Annotated in this window: 17 protein-coding genes; 7 read left to right on the top strand and 10 right to left on the bottom strand. The window is 68.4% G+C overall.

The features are described from left to right. Nucleotide 1: 1 nt before the first annotated feature. The 5 genes from JIAGA_RS35195 to JIAGA_RS0106470 form a co-directional block, all read right to left on the bottom strand. A complete protein-coding gene (locus tag JIAGA_RS35195; protein ID WP_211239539.1) occupies nucleotides 2–2,212 on the bottom strand; it encodes an ADP-dependent glucokinase/phosphofructokinase in 2,211 nt (736 codons plus the stop codon). Between the two features lie 10 nt (nucleotides 2,213–2,222). Next, nucleotides 2,223–3,083 (bottom strand): ketose-bisphosphate aldolase, encoded by an 861-nt coding sequence (locus JIAGA_RS0106455; protein WP_026875037.1) that lies wholly within the window; start codon nucleotides 3,081–3,083, stop codon nucleotides 2,223–2,225. A gap of 51 nt (nucleotides 3,084–3,134) precedes the next feature. Then, on the bottom strand, nucleotides 3,135–3,980 hold the full coding sequence (locus tag JIAGA_RS0106460) for a carbohydrate ABC transporter permease (RefSeq protein WP_035812176.1): 846 nt from the start codon (nucleotides 3,978–3,980) through the stop codon (nucleotides 3,135–3,137). A 1-nt stretch (nucleotide 3,981) separates the two neighbouring features. Next, on the bottom strand, nucleotides 3,982–4,923 hold the full coding sequence (locus JIAGA_RS0106465) for a carbohydrate ABC transporter permease (RefSeq protein ID WP_026875039.1): 942 nt from the start codon (nucleotides 4,921–4,923) through the stop codon (nucleotides 3,982–3,984). Nucleotides 4,924–5,014: 91 nt separating this feature from the next. Beyond that, nucleotides 5,015–6,295: an ABC transporter substrate-binding protein gene (locus JIAGA_RS0106470; RefSeq protein WP_026875040.1), complete on the bottom strand. Its 1,281-nt coding sequence runs from the start codon at nucleotides 6,293–6,295 to the stop codon at nucleotides 5,015–5,017. A gap of 386 nt (nucleotides 6,296–6,681) precedes the next feature. Here JIAGA_RS0106470 and JIAGA_RS0106475 point away from each other — a divergent pair, with 386 nt between their 5' ends. Continuing rightward, nucleotides 6,682–7,521, top strand: a complete 840-nt coding sequence (locus JIAGA_RS0106475; RefSeq protein ID WP_026875041.1) for a DeoR/GlpR family DNA-binding transcription regulator — start codon at nucleotides 6,682–6,684, stop codon at nucleotides 7,519–7,521. A 56-nt stretch (nucleotides 7,522–7,577) separates the two neighbouring features. Here the strand turns inward: JIAGA_RS0106475 and JIAGA_RS0106480 are convergent, their stop codons facing one another. The 5 genes from JIAGA_RS0106480 to JIAGA_RS0106500 form a co-directional block, all read right to left on the bottom strand. Further along, the gene (locus JIAGA_RS0106480) at nucleotides 7,578–7,874 is read right to left on the bottom strand and encodes a 4a-hydroxytetrahydrobiopterin dehydratase (RefSeq protein WP_026875042.1); all 297 of its coding nucleotides are present in this window, start codon (nucleotides 7,872–7,874) and stop codon (nucleotides 7,578–7,580) included. A gap of 35 nt (nucleotides 7,875–7,909) precedes the next feature. Then, on the bottom strand, nucleotides 7,910–8,698 hold the full coding sequence (locus JIAGA_RS0106485; RefSeq protein ID WP_026875043.1) for a succinate dehydrogenase/fumarate reductase iron-sulfur subunit: 789 nt from the start codon (nucleotides 8,696–8,698) through the stop codon (nucleotides 7,910–7,912). A 44-nt stretch (nucleotides 8,699–8,742) separates the two neighbouring features. Continuing rightward, nucleotides 8,743–10,551 (bottom strand): fumarate reductase/succinate dehydrogenase flavoprotein subunit, encoded by a 1,809-nt coding sequence (locus JIAGA_RS0106490; protein ID WP_026875044.1) that lies wholly within the window; start codon nucleotides 10,549–10,551, stop codon nucleotides 8,743–8,745. Between the two features lie 17 nt (nucleotides 10,552–10,568). Then, on the bottom strand, nucleotides 10,569–11,366 hold the full coding sequence (locus JIAGA_RS0106495; RefSeq protein WP_026875045.1) for a hypothetical protein: 798 nt from the start codon (nucleotides 11,364–11,366) through the stop codon (nucleotides 10,569–10,571). A gap of 159 nt (nucleotides 11,367–11,525) precedes the next feature. After that, nucleotides 11,526–11,813: a hypothetical protein gene (locus tag JIAGA_RS0106500; RefSeq protein WP_026875046.1), complete on the bottom strand. Its 288-nt coding sequence runs from the start codon at nucleotides 11,811–11,813 to the stop codon at nucleotides 11,526–11,528. 228 nt (nucleotides 11,814–12,041) lie between these two features. Between JIAGA_RS0106500 and JIAGA_RS0106505 the strand changes: the two genes are divergently transcribed. The 6 genes from JIAGA_RS0106505 (at nucleotide 12,042) to JIAGA_RS27960 (ending at nucleotide 19,280) form a co-directional block, all read left to right on the top strand. Beyond that, nucleotides 12,042–12,251 (top strand): hypothetical protein, encoded by a 210-nt coding sequence (locus JIAGA_RS0106505; protein ID WP_026875047.1) that lies wholly within the window; start codon nucleotides 12,042–12,044, stop codon nucleotides 12,249–12,251. 318 nt (nucleotides 12,252–12,569) lie between these two features. Continuing rightward, the gene (locus JIAGA_RS0106515) at nucleotides 12,570–14,342 is read left to right on the top strand and encodes an ABC transporter family substrate-binding protein (protein WP_026875048.1); all 1,773 of its coding nucleotides are present in this window, start codon (nucleotides 12,570–12,572) and stop codon (nucleotides 14,340–14,342) included. 157 nt (nucleotides 14,343–14,499) lie between these two features. After that, nucleotides 14,500–16,032 (top strand): ABC transporter permease subunit, encoded by a 1,533-nt coding sequence (locus JIAGA_RS0106520; RefSeq protein WP_026875049.1) that lies wholly within the window; start codon nucleotides 14,500–14,502, stop codon nucleotides 16,030–16,032. Between the two features lie 71 nt (nucleotides 16,033–16,103). Further along, nucleotides 16,104–17,033, top strand: coding sequence for an ABC transporter permease subunit (locus JIAGA_RS27955; protein WP_084470218.1), 930 nt, complete (start codon nucleotides 16,104–16,106; stop codon nucleotides 17,031–17,033). 1 nt (nucleotide 17,034) lies between these two features. After that, nucleotides 17,035–18,216, top strand: a complete 1,182-nt coding sequence (locus tag JIAGA_RS0106530) for an ABC transporter ATP-binding protein (RefSeq protein ID WP_026875050.1) — start codon at nucleotides 17,035–17,037, stop codon at nucleotides 18,214–18,216. Next, nucleotides 18,213–19,280 carry an ABC transporter ATP-binding protein gene (locus tag JIAGA_RS27960; RefSeq protein WP_051425790.1) on the top strand — a complete coding sequence of 356 codons (1,068 nt, stop codon included), beginning with the start codon at nucleotides 18,213–18,215 and terminating at the stop codon, nucleotides 19,278–19,280. The genes JIAGA_RS0106530 and JIAGA_RS27960 overlap by 4 nt, the downstream gene beginning before the upstream one ends. The last annotated feature ends 109 nt before the right edge of the window (nucleotides 19,281–19,389 follow it).

Raw genomic sequence — 19,389 nt, forward strand, 5'->3', positions numbered from 1 at the left:
GTCATACCGGCGGGCGGCACAACAGCACCTCCAGGCCGGCCGCCCGCTCCAGGGAGCACGCCCCGGCGGCGTACGGCAGCAGCACCGACTGCCCGGGGGTGACCGGCAGCCGCGCTCCGCTGCCGGTCACCAGCTCCGCGCTCCCGGCGACGACGACGAGGACGGCGAAGCCCGCCGCCCAGGACACCTCGCCGCGCCGACGTTCGACCCGGAAGAACTCCGAAGCGGCCGGGATCAGGTCACCGACGGTGGAGTCGCGCGCCGTCCGCAGCGCCTCGACCTCCGCGCGGCTGCGGCCGGCGCGTTCGACCGCGCCCAGCGCAGCCGGGTAGCCGATGCCCAGGTGACCGTCACGGGGCCCGTCGATGGCGAAGCCGTCCCACTCCAGCAGCACCGACAGGTCGGTCGGCTCCTGCAGCTCCACCAGGAACGCGCCGGCGCCGATCGCGTGCGGCAGGCCGGCCGGCACGAACACCGCGTCACCGCGCTCCAGCCGCAGCGTGTGCATCGCGGCCAGCATCGCGTCGACGTCCTGGCGCTCCACCCATCCGGCCAGCTCGGCGGCGTCGACGTCGCGGTTCCAGCCCAGCCGCACCTCGGCGGGCTCGAGCATCACCCACGCCTCCGTCTTCCCGTGGCCGAGCCCCAGGTGCTCGTGCGCGAACGGGACGTCCGGGTGCACGTGCACGGGCAACCGTTCGCCGGCGTCGAGCAACTTGACCAGCAGCGCGGTGTCCGCGCCGCGGGTCGTGACGTGCCGTGGACCCAGCCACCACCGCGGATCGCGGCGGACCGCCTCGGCCAGCAGGTCTCCGTCCGGCAGCCGGGTCAGACCGACGTCGCCCTGGCCGAAGACCGCGGTGGTGGACGCGACCCAGTCCTCCGGCTCCCGGCCGGCACCGGGCGCACTGCCGCGGAACCGCGCGATGCGCTCGCCGCCACGGTAGAACCGGTCGGCCGGCTGGTTGGCGGGCAGCACGACGGGTTCGGCCCGCGGCACCGCCGGGCCGGCGTGCGGCGCCGCGTCGGGTGTCGTCAGCGCCGCGAGGAAGCCGCCCACGAACGTGTCGCCCAAGCCGATGTTCGTTGGGTGCGCGGTGTCCAGGACGTACGCCGGTACGCCGCGGGCGGACGCACCGAACGCCGCGTGCACGGCCTCGACGACGGCGGCGCCGCCCGGGTGCGGCGGCCGGTGCGCGACAGCCCGGTAGTCGGCCGCGGTCAGGTCGTCGCCGGCTAGGTAGCGCGCGCTGGCCAGCGCGATGCCGCCGCGTAGCGCGTCCTCGAACCGTCCGGCGTCCGGCCCCAGTGCGATGGACCAGTACTTGGTGTGCACGACGACCACCGGCGCCGGCACGGCGGCGCTCAGCTCCTTCGCCGCCCGGACCACCTGGGCCGGGTCCAGCAGGTCGACGGTCCGGCCGATCCGCTCCTGCAGCTCGTCCTCGTTCATCGAGTACACGTCGACCAGGCCGAGGACGCCGTCGCGCGCGGCGGCGGCGATCTCCGGGACGTGGTACCCGGCGTCCTCGTAGAACGTCAGCGCCCCTGCCGGTAGCCGGCCGGCGAATCCGCGCAGCTCCCGTAGCCGTTCGGTCAGGACCGCCGGGTCCTGGATCGAGTTGAGCCCCGAGATCAGGAACGCGTCGGCACGGGCCAGCGCGTCGCCCAGGCCGGAATGCAGGCGCAGGTCGCGGTTGGGCGGGTCGTGGACGTAGATCAGGCGGTTCGAGTGCGGAGCACACAGATCCAGGCCGTTCGCCCGGACGCGGGCACCGGCCGGGAACTGCACGATCAGGTGCGGGTCGAGGGAGTCCTTCGCGGCGCTGCACAGGTAGGAGATGTCCGGCGGCAGCAGCCGGCGCACGTGGTCGTCGATGCTCACCAGGTGCACCGTGCTGCCGACGCCGATGGTGGCCATCGCCAGCGCGGCCCGCACACACGTGCCGCCCAGGGTGACCCTGGTGTCGAACCGGTCCGCGAGCGCGGTGACGATGTCGGAGGACGCGACGAAACGCTCCCCGCCGACACCGTCGCGAACGAAGGCCAGCAACGTGATCAGCAGCGACCGCTCGCTGTCGATCGGGACCGATGTCGACAACTCGCCAGCACGGATGTCGTGCTCGAGCACCAGCCGCTCGATGGTGGGGCCGTCCCAGGCGATCTCGTAGTCGACGGTCCCGCCCAGGCCCAGCACCACCCGTTCGTTCATCGGCGGGATCCTAGTAGAGCGACGCTTTGCCGGCGGCGTCGAACAGGTCGATCTTGTGCGCCGCGACGACCTTCATGGCCTCGATACACGGCGGCTGAATCGAGTTCGGCTCCCGCAGGGAGGTATCCGCCAGGACCTCGCGCATCTTCTGGTGGTAGGCCACCTTGATGTCGGACGAGATGTTGATCTTGTTGATGCCCAGCTTCACCGACTGGCCGATCTCGTCGTCGGGGTTGCCGGAGCCGCCGTGCAGCACCAGCGGCAGGCTGACCTTCGCCGTGATCCGCTGCAACAGATCGAGCTTCAGCTCCGGCTTCATGTGCGCCGGGTAGATGCCGTGGCTGGTGCCGATGGCGATGGCCAGCGAGTCGACGCCGGTGTCCGCGACGAAGGTCACCGCGTCGTCCGGTTCGGTGTAGATGATGGAGGCCGCACCGTCCTCGGCTTCGTCGTCGGTACGGCCGATCGTGCCGAGCTCGCCCTCGACGGAGACGCCCACAGCGTGCGCGGCTTCGACGACCTTCCTGGTGATGGCGACGTTCTCGGCGAACGGCAGCATCGAGCCGTCGATCATCACCGAGGTGAACCCGGTCTGGATGGCCAGCAGGATCTGCTCGAACGTCGCGCCGTGGTCGAAGTGGACCGCGACCGGCACCGAGGCACGGTGCGAGCGTGCGATGATCGACTCCATGATGTCGACGCCGGTGTGGCGTAGCTCGTCCGGGTGGATCGCGATGATCAGCGGAGCGTCCTTCTCCTCGCTGATCTCGACGACGCCGTTCAACATGGCGTAGTCGCTGATGTTGAACGCCGGCACGGCGAAATTGTTCTCGTGCGCCACGGACAGCAGCTCTCGGCCGTTCACCAGCATGTCTTGGTCTCCTTGTTCCTGGGGGGTATGAGGGCGGTCGTCGAAAAAGGCTCAGATCTTTACGGCACCAGCACTCATCCCTCCGATGAAGAAACGCTGGAAGAACAGGAAGAGAATCAGGATCGGGATGCACCCCAGCACGCTCATGGCCATCATCTCGTTCCATTCGTACGAGTGCTGTCCCATGAGCAGCTGAATGCCGATGGGGACGGTGCGCATGTTCTCGGTGCGGGTCAGCGTCAGCGCGAACAGGAATTCGTTCCACGCGATCATGAAGGTGTAGAGGCCCACCGATACCAGCCCCGGCACCGAAATGGGTACGAGAATGCGCCACAGAGCCGTGAGCGGGCCGGCGCCGTCGACCTTGACCGCCTCGTCCAGTTCCCTCGGCAGCGTGTTGAAGTACCCCGTCATCATGATGATCGCGTAGGGCAGTGTGAACACCATGTAGGTGAGGATGAGACCCGGATAGGTGTTGTACAGCCCGAGCGTGACCATGAGGCCGAAGTACGGGATCAGCAGGGTGATCGGCGGCACCGCCTGCACGCTGATGACGACCACGTTGAGCACCCGCTTGAGCGGGAAGTCGTACCGGCTGAACGCGTACGCGGCGAAGATCGCCACCACAAGCGTCAACGCTGCCACCGACAGGCCGATGACGTAACTGTTCAGGAAGAACCGCAGCTTGGTCGGATCGGTCAGGATGGTCGTGTAGGCGTCCAGCGAGAAGTTGTCGGTGAGCAGGCGCGGCGGGTACTCGAAGATCTCGCTGTTGGACTTGAACGAGCTCAGTGCCATCCAGAGGACCGGCAGGCCGGCGAACATCGCGCCGACGACGAGAGCGGCGATGACCCCGGTCCGCTTCAGGCCGCGGTGGCGCACATTGGGCAGGTCCATGTCAATCCCGCGCTCTCTGATGCCGGACGTAGAAGAAGGCCAGGATCATCGACAGGACGAGGATCACGACGGCGCTGGTGGACGCCATCGAGAACTCGTACCGGCTGAAAGCCAACTTGTACGTGAACGTGCTGAGCATTTCCGTGACGTTGATCGGCCCGCCGCCGGTGGTCATCCAGATGAGTGCGAACTGTTGCGTCGTCCAGATGAAGTCCAGCAGGGCCATGCTGATGATGATGGGTTTCAGTTGGGGGATCGTGACGTTCCAGAACTGCTTGACCGCGTTCGCGCCGTCGACCCTGGCCGCCTCGTAGAGATCCTTCGGGATGCCCTGCAATCCGGCCAGGATGCTGATCATGAAGAACGGATAGCCGCACCAGATGTTGATGAACGTGACCGCGTGCAGCGCCGTGTCCGGGTTGGCCAGCCACTCGACGTTGGAATCGATGAAGCCGGTGACGTCGAGCAGATAGTTGAGGACGCCGTTCGGGTTCATGATCAGCCGCCACAGCACGGCCACGACGGCGATGGTGAACAGCCAGGGCAGCACGTAGACCGCGCGGAACAGCGCCCTGGTGCGCCGTCCCACGAACGCGCTGTTCAGCAACAGTGCGAAGGCCAACCCCAGGATCAGGTGCGCCAGCACGCTCACGCAGGTGAAGTACAGGGTGTTGCGCACCGCGGTGTGGAACACCGGGTCGGTGATGACGTCGACGTAGTTCGACAGCCCGACCGACTGCGGGTTCTGGTTCGTTATGACGTTGTCCATCAGCGAGTAGCCGATGACCATCACGATCGGCACGACCATGAGCACGACCAGCAACACGGCGGTCGGCAACAGGTACAGGTAGGGCGTCAGCAGGCGCCGGAACCGGCCGCGGCGGGCGGCGGGACGGCGAGTTTCGGCCGGCCCGTCGTCAGTGGGTGGTCTTCGCGTCGTCAGCTGGGACAAGGAAACCGTCTCCTGGGGTGTCGGCCAGGCGCCGGGTCCGGTGCGTGGTCACGGACCCGGCGCCCGCCGTGCCTGCGTGGCGTCAGAACTCTTCGAGCCAGCGGTCCTGGGCAGTTTGCAGCGCGTCGTCGACGGACTGGTCGCCGTCGAGTGCACGCTGGAACTCCTCGCCGAACATGCGCATCAGTTCCTCGGCAACCGGCAGCCCGGTGAACTCGTTGGCCGGGTAGCCGCTCTGGTAGATCTCGAAGGCGGCGGAGAACAGTTCGTCGCCCTCCACGAAGTCCGGCACCGACGACGTGTTGCCCGGGAACGCGTTGGCGAGTGTCGAGAGCTCGGCGTTGACGTCCTCCCCGAAGAGGAACTCGACCAGCTTCCAGGCCTCGGCCTTGTGCTCGCTGTTCTCGGCCACGCCGATGCCCCAGGACGCGTAGGGGATGCCGCGCGCGTCGGTGTAGGAGTCCTCGGCGGGGATGGCGGAGATGCTGAAGTTCAGGTCCGGGTTTGCCTCACGGATCGTGTTCACGTGCGCGAGCGAGCTGATCGCCATGCCGACCCGGCCGTTCGTGAACTCCTCGACCTTGTCCTGTTCCTTCATCGTGAAAGCGCCCGGCGCGATGGCGCCGTCGTCCCACAGGCTCTTGACGTACTCCGCGGCGCTCGTGACCTCGTCATTGGTGAGGTCGGGCTGGCCGTCGGCGAGCATGCTGCCACCGGAGGCCCACACCCAGGACATGACGTCGTTCTGGATGCCGTTCGGTGTCTCCAGCGACAGCGGGAGCGCCCAGCCGCTCACGTTGTCACCCAGGCCGCTCAGCGCGGTCGCGGCCGCGGCGAACTCGGTGCGGTTGGTGGGCGGTGCGGTGATGCCGGCCTGGGCGAGCAGGTCGTCGTTGGTGAAGAGCGGGTAGACGAAGTTGACGACCGGGAGCATGTAGGTGGAGCCCTCGAGCTCGACCTGCGAGGCCAGGACGCTGTCGTCGAAGCCGGCCTCGTCCATCAGGTCGCTCAGGCTCGCGATGGACCCCTGGTTGACGAAGTCGCTGACCCAGGCTCCGTCGAGGCCGACGACGTCGGACATGGTGCCGGCGGCGGCGCCGGCCACGACCTGCTCCTTCGTCGACGCGTACGGGCCGCTGATCAGTTCGACGGTGATGCCGGGATTCTGCTCCTCGAACTCGTCCATGAGGGCGCGCAGCGAGCCTTCGGGCAGCTCGGGCTCCCACCACTGGCTGAACTCGAGGGTCACCTCACCGCTCGCCGCATCGTCCCCGGAGCCGCCGCCACACGCCGCGGTCAGCGCGAGGGCCGATGCACCGAGGACGGCGAGTGCCCGCCGTCTCGCGATGGCGCCGTTGCTCATCTCGTCACTCTCCTTCGAGCTCTGTATGCGAGATAGTGCGACTTACTGCAACTTTCTGCTTGGTGTGGGGACTGTAGTCCCCGGTTCGGGGCGCGTCAAGGTGTGGACGGGCCGCGCACGCGTCGGCGGCCCGCTGAATCGGGCGGGCGCGCGAGGGGTTCTCTACCTGCGATGATGTTGAGATTCGGGCCGAACCGATACCGGCATGGCTAGGAATGCGCTCGCCCGCCGCCCCGAAGGGCGGCTGCCAGTACCTGCGGCATGATGCGTGATCACGCGGGTTTGTCCGTGGCTGGCTGACCTCATCCGCGTCGCTGACGCGGGATCGCACCGTTCCTCACCGCCGTGGTCACCCACTCGGTGCGGTTATGTGCTAGAAAACTCGCATGGCCGCGCAGACAACCGCAGGGAATGACGCGAACGGTCAGCCCCGCCGACTACCCGCCGGGCGCAAGGCCGCGCTGGCGGCGTACGTGACCGAGCTCGGGCAGGTCACCGTCGCCCAGCTCGCCGAGCGCTTCGACGTCTCGCCGGACACCATCCGGCGCGACCTCGACCAGCTCGACTCCGAAGGTGTGCTCATCCGCACCCACGGCGGCGCCGTCAGCCCTTCCGCCGTCCCCCGGCCCGAGACCGGGCTTGACATCCGCCTACGGATGCAGACCTCGGCCAAGGAGAAGATCGGCGCCCTGGCTGCCAGCCTGGTCACCGACGGCGCCGCCATCGTGGTCAACGGCGGTACCACCACGCTCGCGCTGGTCCGGCACCTGCGCGAACATCGCGAACTCACCGTCGCCACCAACAGCCTGCGCATCCCGGCCGAGATCTCCCCCGACGCCTACCGGGACCTCTACGTGTTCGGGGGACAGGTGCGCCACGTATCGCAGGCCACCGTCGGGCCGGTCAGCTTCCAGCGCATGTCCGCCCGCGACGACGTCCAGATCCAGTGCGACCTCGCGCTGATCGCCGTCGGCGCTGTGGACGGCGAGAGCGGCTACACCACCAGCAACTTCTCCGAGGCCGCCATGATGGCGGAGATGATGGACCGCGCCTCCCGGGTGGCGGTCCTGGCCGACCGTTCCAAGTTCGACCGGCGGCTGTTCGCCCAGGTCGCCGAGCTGGGCCGGGCCGATTACCTCGTCACCGACTCCGCGCCGTCACAGGATCTGTCCCGGGCGCTGGAAGCGGCCGGCGTGAAGGTACTGATCGCCGACGGCGACGGCTGACCGCTCGTGATCGACAGGCAGGAGCTACCCCCACAGGGGTGCGAACGCCCTGTCGATCACGCCGCGTGGTTGCGGGTCACGATCTCGTCGATGGTGCCGGCCAGCTCGATGTCCTTCCCGGTGACGCCGCCCTCGGAGTGCGTGGCCAGCGTGAACGTGACATCACGCCAGCGGATGTCGATGTCCGGGTGGTGATCCGCCGCCTCCGCCGCAGCCGCGACGTCGTCGACGATCCGGATGCCGGTCATGAAGTCCGGCGCATGGACCGTGCGGCTGATGGACGACGTGTCGCCGGACCAGTGCGGCAGCCCGGCCAGCGCCAGCCGGACGCCGTCGTCGTCAAGTAGAGCCATGGGGGTGAGCCTCCGATCGTGCATGCCGCACCTGATCAATCTCCAGGTGCGCGGGGGACCTGGGCCTCGGGGAGCTGGTCGCGGCGGAAGATCTTGCGGCCCAGCCAGGTGATCGGGTCGTAGGACCGGTCTACCACGCGCTCCTTCATCGGGATGATCGCGTTGTCGGTGATCTTGATGCCCTCGGGGCAGACCTCGGTGCAGCACTTCGTGATGTTGCACAGGCCGATACCGGCCTGCTCGCGGGCCAGCTCACGACGGTCGTTGGTGTCCAGCGGGTGCATGTCCAGCTCGGCGTAGCGCAGGAAGAACCGGGGACCGGAAAACGCCGGTTTGTTCTCCTCGTGGTCGCGGATGACGTGGCACACCGTCTGGCACAGGAAACACTCGATGCACTTGCGGAACTCCTGGCCGCGCTCCACGTCCACCTGCTGCATGCGGTAGGCGCCGTCAGCGGGCCGCGGCTCCGGCGCGAAGGGCGGCACCGTCTCGGCGACCTTGTAGTTGTACGACACGTCCGTGACGAGGTCGCGCACCACCGGGAACGTCCGCAGCGGCGTCACCGTCACCGTCTCGCCCTGCTCGAACGTCGAGAGGCGGGTCATGCAGGCCAACCGCGGCTTGCCGTTGATCTCCGTGCTGCACGAGCCGCACTTGCCGGCCTTGCAGTTCCACCGCACCGCGAGGTCGCCGGCCTGCGTCGCCTGGATGCGGTGGAGGGCGTCGAGGACCACCTCGCCTTCCTCGACCTCGACGGTGAAATCGACCAGCTCACCGCCGCTGGCGTCGCCGCGCCAGACCTTCATGTCCAGGTCGTATCCCATTCACGCCTCCTCGGCGGTCATGCGTGGTTGTCGTTCCGCTGCGCTCAGCCGAACAGCTCGCGCAGGTCGTCGGGCATCTGCGGCAGCGGCTCCCTGGTGACTGTGACCCGGAAACCGTCACCGGCTGCGTCCTCGGGGGTCAGCCGGCAGTGCAGGTTGATGGATCCCCAGGTGTCGTCGGTGGCCGGGAAGTCGTCGCGAGTGTGCCCGCCGCGGCTCTCGGTCCGTTCGAGCGCGGCACGGGCGATGCACTCGGACACCCGCAGCATGTTGTGCAGGTCGAGGGCCAGGTGCCAGCCGGGGTTGTACTGGCGGTGGCCCTCGACGCTGAGCCGCCCGATGCGCTCTTTGAACTTCGTCAGCTCACTCAGCGCCTGCTCCATCTCGTCCGAGCGGCGGATGATGCCGACGAGGTTGTGCATGACCTCCTGCAGGTCCTGCTGCACGGCATACGGGTTCTCGCCGCCCTCGACGCCGAATGGCGCCAGCGCCGCCTCGGACGCCGCGCGGACGTCGTCGTCGCTGATGGACGGGCGAGAGCTCCGCCGGGCCGCGGCGTAGGCGGCGTTGAGGCCGGTGCGCCGGCCGAACACCAACAGATCGGACAGCGAGTTGCCGCCCAGGCGGTTCGCGCCGTGCATGCCGCCGGCCACCTCGCCGGCCGCATAGAGGCCCGGCACGGACGACTCACCCGTGTCCGGGTCGACCGCCACGCCGCCCATGACGTAATGGCAGGTGGGCCCGACCTCCATCGGCTCGGCGGTGATGTCGACGTCGGCCAGTTCCTTGAACTGGTGGTACATCGACGGCAGCCGACGCTGGATGTACTCCTGGGAGCGGCGCGACGCGATGTCGAGGAAGACACCGCCGTGCGGTGACCCGCGACCGGCCTTGACCTCGGAGTTGATGGCCCGCGCCACCTCGTCACGGGGCAGCAGTTCCGGCGGCCGGCGGTTGTTCGTCTTGTCCTCGTACCAGCGGTCGGCCTCCTCCTCGGAGTCCGCCGTCTCGGCCTTGAAGAACTCGGGGATGTAGTCGAACATGAACCGGCGGCCCTCGCTGTTGCGCAGCACGCCGCCGTCGCCGCGGACCGACTCGGTGACCAGGATCCCCTTCACCGACGGCGGCCACACCATGCCGGTCGGGTGGAACTGCACGAACTCCATGTTCACCAGGCTGGCGCCGGCCTGCAGAGCGAGCGCGTGGCCGTCGCCGGTGTACTCCCACGAGTTCGACGTCACCTTGTACGACTTGCCGATGCCGCCCGTGGCCAGCACGACCGACGGCGCCTCGAACAGGATGAACCGGCCGGACTCGCGCCAGTAGCCGAACGCGCCGGAGATCCGTCCATCCTCCTTGAACAGCTCGGTGACGGTGCACTCCATGAACACCTCGATGCCGAGGGCCACGGCGCGCTGCTGCAGCGTGCGGATGAGCTCGAGGCCGGTGCGGTCGCCGACGTGTGCCAGCCGGGCGTAGCGGTGGCCGCCGAAGTCGCGCTGCGAGATGAGGCCGTCGGGCGTGCGGTCGAACAGCGCGCCCCATTCCTCGAGCTCGCGGACGCGGTCGGGTGCCTCCTGCGCGTGCAGTTGAGCCATGCGCCAGTGGTTGAGCATCTTCCCGCCACGCATGGTGTCGCGGAAGTGCACCTTCCAGTTGTCCTCCTGCCACACGTTGGCCATGGCCGCGGCGATGCCGCCCTCGGCCATGACGGTGTGCGCCTTGCCGAGCAGCGACTTGCAGACGATGCCGACCTTGGCTCCGGCGTCGTGGGCGGCGATGGCCGCACGCAGCCCCGCACCGCCGGCGCCGACGACGAGGACGTCGAAGCTGTGACGTTCGATCTCAGTCATGGTGGTGCTCATGCTCCTCAGAAGAACCGCGGGTCGGACCAGGTGCCGGAGGCGACCATCCAGATGTAGAAGTCGGTGAACGCCACCCACAGCAGCGACGCCCACGCGATCTGGGCGTGCCGGCCGTTGAGCACCGACACCATGCCCCAGGCGCGATAGCGCACCGGATGCTTGGAGAAGTTGCGCAACCGCCCGCCGATGATGTGCCGGCACGAGTGGCACGACAGGCTGTAGAGCGCGAGCAACACCGCGTTGACGACCAGGATGAGTGATCCCAAGCCCATGTGGCCCCACTCGCCCTCCGGCGATTTGAAGCTCATCACCGCGTCGTAGGTCAGCAGCACGTTGTACGCCAACGCGATGTAGAGCGCGTACCGGTGGACGTTCTGCAGGATCAGCGGCAACCGGGTCTCACCGGTGTAGCCGCGGTGCGGCTCGGCCACGGCGCAGGCCGGGGGCGACATCCAGAACGAGCGGTAGTACGCCTTGCGGTAGTAATAGCAGGTCAGCCGCAGGCTCAGCGGGATGACGAGGATCAGCACCGCCGGCGAGAGCGGCCACCAGTCGCCCACCCAGGTGCCCAGGTGAGCCGAGCCCTCCACGCATTCGGTGGTGATGCACGGCGAGTAGAACGGCGTCAGGTACGGCTCGGCGAAGTAGTGATCGCCGGAGAAGGCCCGGAACGTCGCATAGGCGACGAAGGCGAGCAGCACCAGCGCGGTCACGGTGGGGTAGACCCACCAGCGATCGGTGCGCAGGGTGCGTGCGGCGATGCGGGCCCGGGTCGGAGATTGGGTTCCCGTGGGGGCGGCCATCTATGCGCTCTTTCGGCAGGACTGGACGGGGCGGACGTGTGTGTTCTGGGGCGTACCCCGATGCGGCGGTGGATCGCGGCTACGGGGGCGACGTGCTGGCAGGCACCGACCGGACGTGCACGGTCCGGACGGGTCTGGCGCGGGAGGAGCGGACGACGGTCACGGCGCCCGCCGGTCCGGGGCTCCGAGCCCCTCGTCTTCCGCGCCCGCCCACATGCTCGGGTCGTACGGCTCGTCGGGGACGATCTCCAGCTGGCGGACCGGCTCCGGCCGGTGTCCGGGCAGGGGGTCGCCGAGCTCGGCGAGGTCGTCACCGAGCCTGGCCACATCGCTGACCAGCCGGCGCACCCCCAGGGTGTCGCCGTAGTACCGGCGCAGCGTCTCCACCGCGGTTTCCAGGGCGGACAGGGCCTCGGCCACTGCGGCCCGGCTCTCGGGTACTCCCATGTGCTGCCTCCCGCGAGCGTCGGCGGTCGCGATAGGGCGCAGCCTGGCACGGCTCGCCCACCGAATCCAGGGGTTGCGGGCGATGCGACCTACTTCACACGACCAAGCTCTAGGATTTTCTGAACGATCTTGTTATGTAATTCCGCTCCGGCTTCCGCTGCCGGTGTCGGCGGCCCGCTCCGCCAGCGTGCTCGCCGACGCCGACGCCGACGCCGACGCCGACGCCGCATGCTCATCGGCTCGGTCGCCCTCACCGCGTCGAGCTACGCGCTGTGCGGGCTGGCGCCGCACGTCGCCGTCGCCGCGCTGGGCTTCCTGCTGGTGGGCGCGGGAGTGGCGGCGTGGAACGTCGTGGTGGTCACGCTGCGGCAGGAACTCGTGCCGGGTCGGCTGCTGGGCCGGTGCACGGCGCCTGGCGCTCGCTCGGCTGGGGTCTGATGCCGCTCGGGACGCTGGCCGGCGGGTTGCTGGGCCGAGTGGATCTGCGCTTGCCGTTGCTCGTTGGTGCGGTGGGCATCGCGTTGACCGGGCTGATATTCCACAGGTCGCTAGTCGTCCTGCCCGAGCGCCTTTGAACCGAAGGATTTCCGGGGAGGTTCGTGTCCGATCCGTTGTGATTCCGTAGCCTGCGGCCGGAATTGGGTTTCAGGTCAGTAACAGCAAGCGTGCCGACCTTGTGTCTTCGCAAGTAGCGGTGATGGTCTTAGCCACATTCATTCTGCGATCCTTGCGATCCGACACACTAGGAGTCAGACCTTGACCACCAAGCGCAGGGGTACGGCGTTCTTCGCTGTCCTCGCCGCCGGCGCGCTCACGCTGGCCGCGTGTGGCAGCGACGACGACGGCGAGGAGCCCGGGGCCAACCGTTCCGAGTCCGAAGAGCCGGCGCAGTCCGAAGGCACCATTCCCGGTAGCACCATCACCGTCGCCGTCAACGAGGACTACACGGCCTACAACGACGACACCGCCACCGGCAACGGTACGTGGAACACGCTGATCAACAACGGCATCAAGCTGGACTTCTGGTCCTACGGTGCCGACGGCAGCGTGGTGCGCGAAGAGGACTTCGGGACGTACGAGCTGGTGAGCGAGGACCCGCTCACCGTCGAGTACACGATCAACGACGAGGCCGTCTGGTCCGACGGCACGCCGATCGACTGCGACGACATCCTGCTCGAGTGGGCTGCGTTGTCCGGCACCATGGTGGACGCCGCGGGCGAGAACATCTTCAACTCCGCCTCGAACAACGGCTACGAGCTGATCGAGAAGCCGGAGTGCGCCGCCGGTGACAAGGAGTTCACCGCGGTCTACTCCCAGCCGTACATCGACTGGGAGCTGATCTTCCAGGGCGGTTCGAACCCCGCGCACATAGCGGCGCAGCAGGGCGGGCTCACCGAGGAAGAACTCATCACGGCCATCCAGAACGACGACATCGCGGCGCTCACGCCGGTCGCCGAGTTCTGGAACAACGGCTGGCAGTTCAACCCCGGCGAACTGCCGGACCCGACGCTGATCCCGTCGTCGGGGCCGTACCTGCTCACCGATTGGGTGGCCGGTCAGTCGATCACCCTGACGGCCAACCCCGACTTCTACGGCCCGCCGCCGCCCACCGAGACCATCGTGCTGCGTGTCCTGGACGGCGCCCAGCAGGTCGCCGCGCTGCAGAACGGCGAGGTCGACGTCATCAACCCGAGCAACCCGACCGTGGACACGATGTCCCAGCTCGAGAGCATGGGTGACCAGATCGAACTGATCACAGGCGGCAACCTGACCTGGAGCCACATCGACTTCCAGATGGGCCCGGGCCGGCCTTTCGAGCAGCTGGAGGTCCGGCAGGCGTTCGCCAAGTGCGTGCCTCGGGAGCTCATCGTCGAGAACCTGGTCCGTCCGGCCAACCCGGACGCGGTCGTGCAGGACCTGCGTGAGTTCTTCCCGGTCGACGAGGACTACGAGGCCGCCCGTGAAGCTGCCTTCCCGGCCGACATGTACGGCGAGCAGGACATCGCCGGCGCGCAGGAGCTGCTGACCCAGGCCGGCGTCACGCAGCCGCTGGAGGTCGTCCTGATGCACGCCGACGACCCGGTCCGCAACGACCTCGCCGCGCTGACGAAGGACGCCTGCGACCAGGCCGGCTTCAACGTCGTCGACTTCACCCCGCCGGACTGGGGTCAGCGCATCACCGCCGACGTCGGCTCCTACGACGCGGTCATGTTCGGCTGGGCAGGCTCCGGCAACATCGCCTCCGGTCAGTCCCTGTACGTCAGCGACGGCGACCAGAACCCGTACGGCTACTCGAACCCGCGGGTCGACGAGCTCTGGGACCAGGTCGTCAGCAGTGCCGACCGGGAGGCCGCGCGCGAACTGCTCGTCGAGATGGAGACGGAGCTCTGGAACGACGTGTTCAGCATCCCGCTGTACACCAATGCGAACGTCGTGGCAGTCGCCGCGGGCATCGAGGGCGTCGAGGTCAACGCCGCCCAGACCGGTGTGACGTTCAACATGGACGAGTGGGTTCCGGCACAGTCCTGATCGTCCGGAACGTATGACCCTCGAGGTAGACGAGGGGTCGGCAGGAGAAGAACGCCCGGCCGGCCCCTCGTCCGCTGCCCAGGACCTCTGACCGCGGCCCGACCGGCCGGCGTCGGGTACGGTGTGCAGCGACCTTTCGTAAAGGAGCAGGTACGACGTGCTCGCCTTCATCGTGCGCAGGTTGGTCGTCTCCGCGGGCGTGCTCTTGGCCGGTACCTTCCTGGCCTATGTCCTCGTCGCGCTGTCCGGTGACCCGCTGGCGCGGCTGCGTGAGGACAATTCGCCCGGCGCTGAGGACCGCATGGCGGATCTCTCCGACCGCCTCAACCTCGACACTCCCGTGCCGCTGCGCTACCTGCAGTGGCTCGGGGCCGCGTCGAAGTGCCTCGTCCCGTTCGCCGCGCAGTGCGACCTCGGCCAGTCCGTACAGGGGCAGGACGTCACGTTCCTGCTCAGCAACGCCGTCACCGCGACGCTGCAGCTCATCACCGTGGCCACGTTCTCGGCCATGCTGCTCGGCGTCATCATCGGCATCGTCACCGCGCTGCGGCAGTACTCCCGGCTCGACTACGCCACCACGCTGGCGTCGTTCTTCTTCGTCTCGCTGCCGCTGTTCTGGTTCGCCGTGCTGCTCAAGCAGTACGTTGCGATCGACCTGAACGACTGGCTGGCCGACCCGACGGTGTCGCTGCCCGCCGCGGCCGTCGTCGGCGTCATCAGCGGGCTCATCTGGGCGTCGGCCATCGGCGGGGACCGCCGGCGGGTCTGGACGTCGTTCGGTATCGCCTTCGCCGCCACCGCCGGTGCACTGCTGGTGCTCTCGGCCACCGGGTGGTTCGCCAGCCCCGGCCTCGGTCCGGTCGTCGTCATCGTCGTCGGCGCGGCTTCCGCGCTCGGACTGACGGCACTGCTGGCGGGGTTCCGCTACCGCCACGTCCTCTACGCCGCATCGGCCACCGCCGCGGTCGGCATCGTCCTGTACTTCGCGCTCGACCCGGTGCTGCGCGACCCGGGCTACCTGACGCTGTTCGGACTGTTGCTGTTGGCGATCGCCATCGCCGGCGGCATCGGGTACCTGCTGGGTGGCCTGCAGCGAAAACAGGCGATCCAGACGTCCATCGGCGTCGCGCTCATCATGTCGGTGACCGTGCTCATCGACAAGGTCCTCAGCGCCTGGGACAACTACTACGAGGCGGTCGGCGGCCGGGTGGTGGCCACGTTCGGCTCCCGGACGCCCAACTACGACGGCGGGACCTGGGGCAATCTGCTGGACACCGCCACCCACCTGATGTTGCCGACCATCGCGCTGATGCTCGTCTCCATCGCCACGTACAGCCGATACACCCGGGCCAGCATGCTCGAGGTGATGAACCAGGACTACGTGCGCACGGCCCGCTCGAAGGGGCTGACCGAACGGACCGTCATCGTCCGGCACGCGTTCCGCAACGGCCTGATCCCCATCACCACGCTGATGGCCTTCGACGTCGCCGGTCTCATGGGCGGCGCAGTCATCACCGAGACGGTGTTCGCCTGGCAGGGCATGGGCTTCATGTTCGTGCAGGCCCTCCGCAACGTCGACCCCAACCCGGCGATGGCGTTCTTCCTGGTCACCGGCATAACGGCTGTCGTGTTCAACATGCTGGCCGATATCGCGTACGCCTACCTCGACCCACGGATCCGGCTGTCGTGAGCGCGCTCGGAGGAGGAGATCCCGTGACCACACCGGGCGGCGCGGCGGCACCAGCCGCCGACGCGCAGGGCATGACCATCGTCGCGCGCACCCAGGCGCAGCTGGTGCGACGGCGCTTCTTCCGGCACCGGGCCGCGATGATCTCGCTGGTGCTGTTCGTGCTGGTGTTGCTGTTGTCGTTCAGTGCCACCGGCATCGGCCCCATCCCGGGCTGGTGGAAGCACGACTACACCACCGTTGCCTCAGTCGTCGACGGCGGCCGGCCGACCCTGTCGGTGGTGCCCACGTTCCTCGGCGGCGACGGCATACACCTCGGTGAGCATCCGTTCGGCCAGGACAACAAGGGCATCGACTACTTCGCGCTGACCATGCGCGGCACCCAGATCTCGATCATGATCGCGTTCATCGTCGGCGCGCTCGGCACCCTGATCGCCGTGGTGATCGGTGCCGCGGCCGGGTTCTTCCGCGGCTGGACCGAGACCATCCTGATGCGGCTCACCGACATCATCATCGTGCTGCCGCTGCTGGCCATCGTCGCGGTGATCGCCAACCGGGTCGGCAACGCCGGGCCGTTCTGGCTGGCCGTGGTCATCGCGCTGTTCACCTGGACCGGGCTGGCACGTATCGTGCGCGGCGAGTTCCTGTCCCTGCGGGAGAAGGAGTTCATCGAGGCCGCGCGTGCTGCCGGCACACCGGCGTGGCGCATCATCCGCAAGCACATCCTGCCCAACACCATCGGCGTGATCATCGTGAGCGCCACGCTGAGCATCGCGAGTGCGGTGCTGCTCGAGACCGCGTTGTCGTATCTCGGCTTCGGCGTGAAGCCCCCGGACACCTCGCTCGGCCGGCTCATCAGCGACTACCAGTCCGCCTTCGGCAGCCGGCCCTGGCTGTTCTTCTGGCCGGGCGCGTTCATCGTGCTGATCGCCTTGACCGTCAACTTCATCGGCGACGGCCTGCGCGACGCGTTCGACCCTCGACAGAACAAGGTGCGGAGCTGACATGACGACGCCTACTTCTGACGACCCGTTCCGCGACCCGCGGTCCATGGGGTCGGCCGGCTCCGACCCGCTCGACGTGCCGAAGGCCGCCCGCACCGAGCAAGAGCGTTCGGACGAGCGGGCCCACGTCGGCCACCTCGGCGTGTCCGCGGTCGGCACTGAGGAGCTGCTGCGAGTCGAGGACCTGCATGTCGACTTCCCCACCGACGACGGTGTCGTGCACGCCGTCCGCGGTGTCTCGTACAGCCTGAACGTCGGCGAGGTGCTCGGCATCGTGGGGGAGTCCGGCTCCGGTAAGTCGGTGTCCTCGATGGCGGTCCTGGGGCTGCTGCCGAAGAGCGCGCGCATCCGCGGCTCCATCCGCTACCGCGGCGACGACGTGTTGAGCATGTCGCTGGCGGCTCAGCGGAGTCTGCGCGGCCGGCGCATCGCGATGATCTTCCAGGACCCGATGACGGCCATGAACCCGGTGCACACGATCGGCGACCAGCTGGCCGAGGCGGTGCTGTCGCACGAGCTCATGCCGCGCAAGCAGGCGATGGCGCGCGCCGAGGAGGCGCTGGCCCTCGTGGGTATCCCGCAGCCGAAGACCCGGCTGCGCAGCTATCCGCACGAGTTCTCCGGCGGCATGCGGCAGCGGGCCATGATCGCGATGGCGATCATCAACAACCCCGACGTCATCATCGCCGACGAACCGACGACGGCGCTCGACGTCACGGTCCAGGCGCAGATCCTGGAGAAACTGGTCGAGGTCAAGGACGCGGTCGGTGCGGCGATCGTGCTGATCACCCATGACCTCGGGGTGGTCGCGGGCATGGCACACCGCGTCCTGGTCATGTACGCCGGTCGCCCGGTCGAGCTCGGCGAGACCGACGACGTGTTCTACAACGCCCGGATGCCCTACACGGCCGGCCTGCTCGGGTCCATCCCGACGCTGGAGTCGGGCGACAACGGCCGGCTGCGGCCGATCAAGGGCGCCCCGCCCTCGCTGATCAACCTGCCGCGAGGCTGCCCGTTCTCGCCGCGTTGCCCATTGGCCACCGACGTGTGCCGCGAGGAGGAGCCGGCGCTGCTGGCCACCGACTCGATGGGCCATCTCGCCGCCTGCCACCACTGGGACCAGCTGGCCGCGGTCGACGACCCGACGGCGTTCTTCCGTGCCGAGAGTGAGGCCTCGCGATGACGGTCACCGACGAGCGCCAGGGCGCCGCGTCGAGCGGCGGGCCCGGCGGCCACCTGCTCGATGTCGAGAACCTGGTCATGGAGTTCCCGGTGCGCAGCGAAGGGCTGCTGCGCCGCCTGGTGGGCCACGTGCACGCCGTCAGCGGCGTGTCGCTGCACCTGGATTCCGGCGAGACGCTCGGCATCGTGGGCGAGTCCGGCTGCGGGAAGTCCACCACCGGCCGGGCGATCCTGCAACTGCACCGGCCCACCAGCGGGTCGGTCCGGTTCGAGGGCCGGGAGCTGACGACGCTGTCCACGAAGCAGCTGCGTGAGCTGCGCCGCGAGATGCAGATCGTCTTCCAGGACCCGTTTGCGTCGCTGAACCCGAAGATGCCGGTCAACGACATCATCGCCGAGCCCCTGAAGGTGCACGGCAGGTGGAACGGCGGCGGCGGTCCCGCGCGCGTCGCCGAGCTGCTGGAGATCGTCGGCCTCAACCCGGAGCACGGCAACCGCTACCCGCACGAGTTCTCCGGCGGGCAGCGGCAGCGCGTCGGCATCGCCCGGGCGCTGGCGCTGAACCCCAAGCTGCTGGTTCTCGACGAGCCGGTCTCCGCTCTCGACGTCTCGGTACAGGCCGGTGTCGTCAACCTGCTGGAGGACCTGCAGGACGAGCTGGGGCTGGCCTACCTGTTCATCGCGCATGACCTGTCGGTGGTGCGGCACATCTCCGACCGGGTCGCGGTCATGTACCTGGGCAAGATTGTCGAGATCGGCGACAAAGCGGACATCTACGCTCGGCCCGCGCATCCGTACAGCCAGGCGTTGCTGTCGGCCGCGCCGACGGCCGACCCGCGTGAGGAGCGCCGGCGCGAGCGCATCATCCTGGCCGGCGACGTGCCCAGCCCGATCGACCCGCCGAGCGGCTGCCGGTTCCGCACCCGGTGCTGGAAGGCGCAGGACATCTGCGCCACCGACGAGCCGGCGCTGGTCGACCGCGGTAACGGGCATCCGGTGGCCTGCCATTTCGCCGAAGTGAACCCGACGATCGGTACCGTCGAGGTGCGCGCACCGAAATCTTGAAGTTCCGCAGTGGATCGCATGTCCAGTTGACGGCCGGTCAAGGGACGCGACACGGTGGACGCTGCCCGGTACGGCGTGGTGCCTGGCGTGTTCGCGTTCCCGACACGAG

Origin of the sequence: Jiangella gansuensis DSM 44835 (genome assembly GCF_000515395.1) — a bacterium.
Lineage (GTDB): Bacteria > Actinomycetota > Actinomycetes > Jiangellales > Jiangellaceae > Jiangella > Jiangella gansuensis.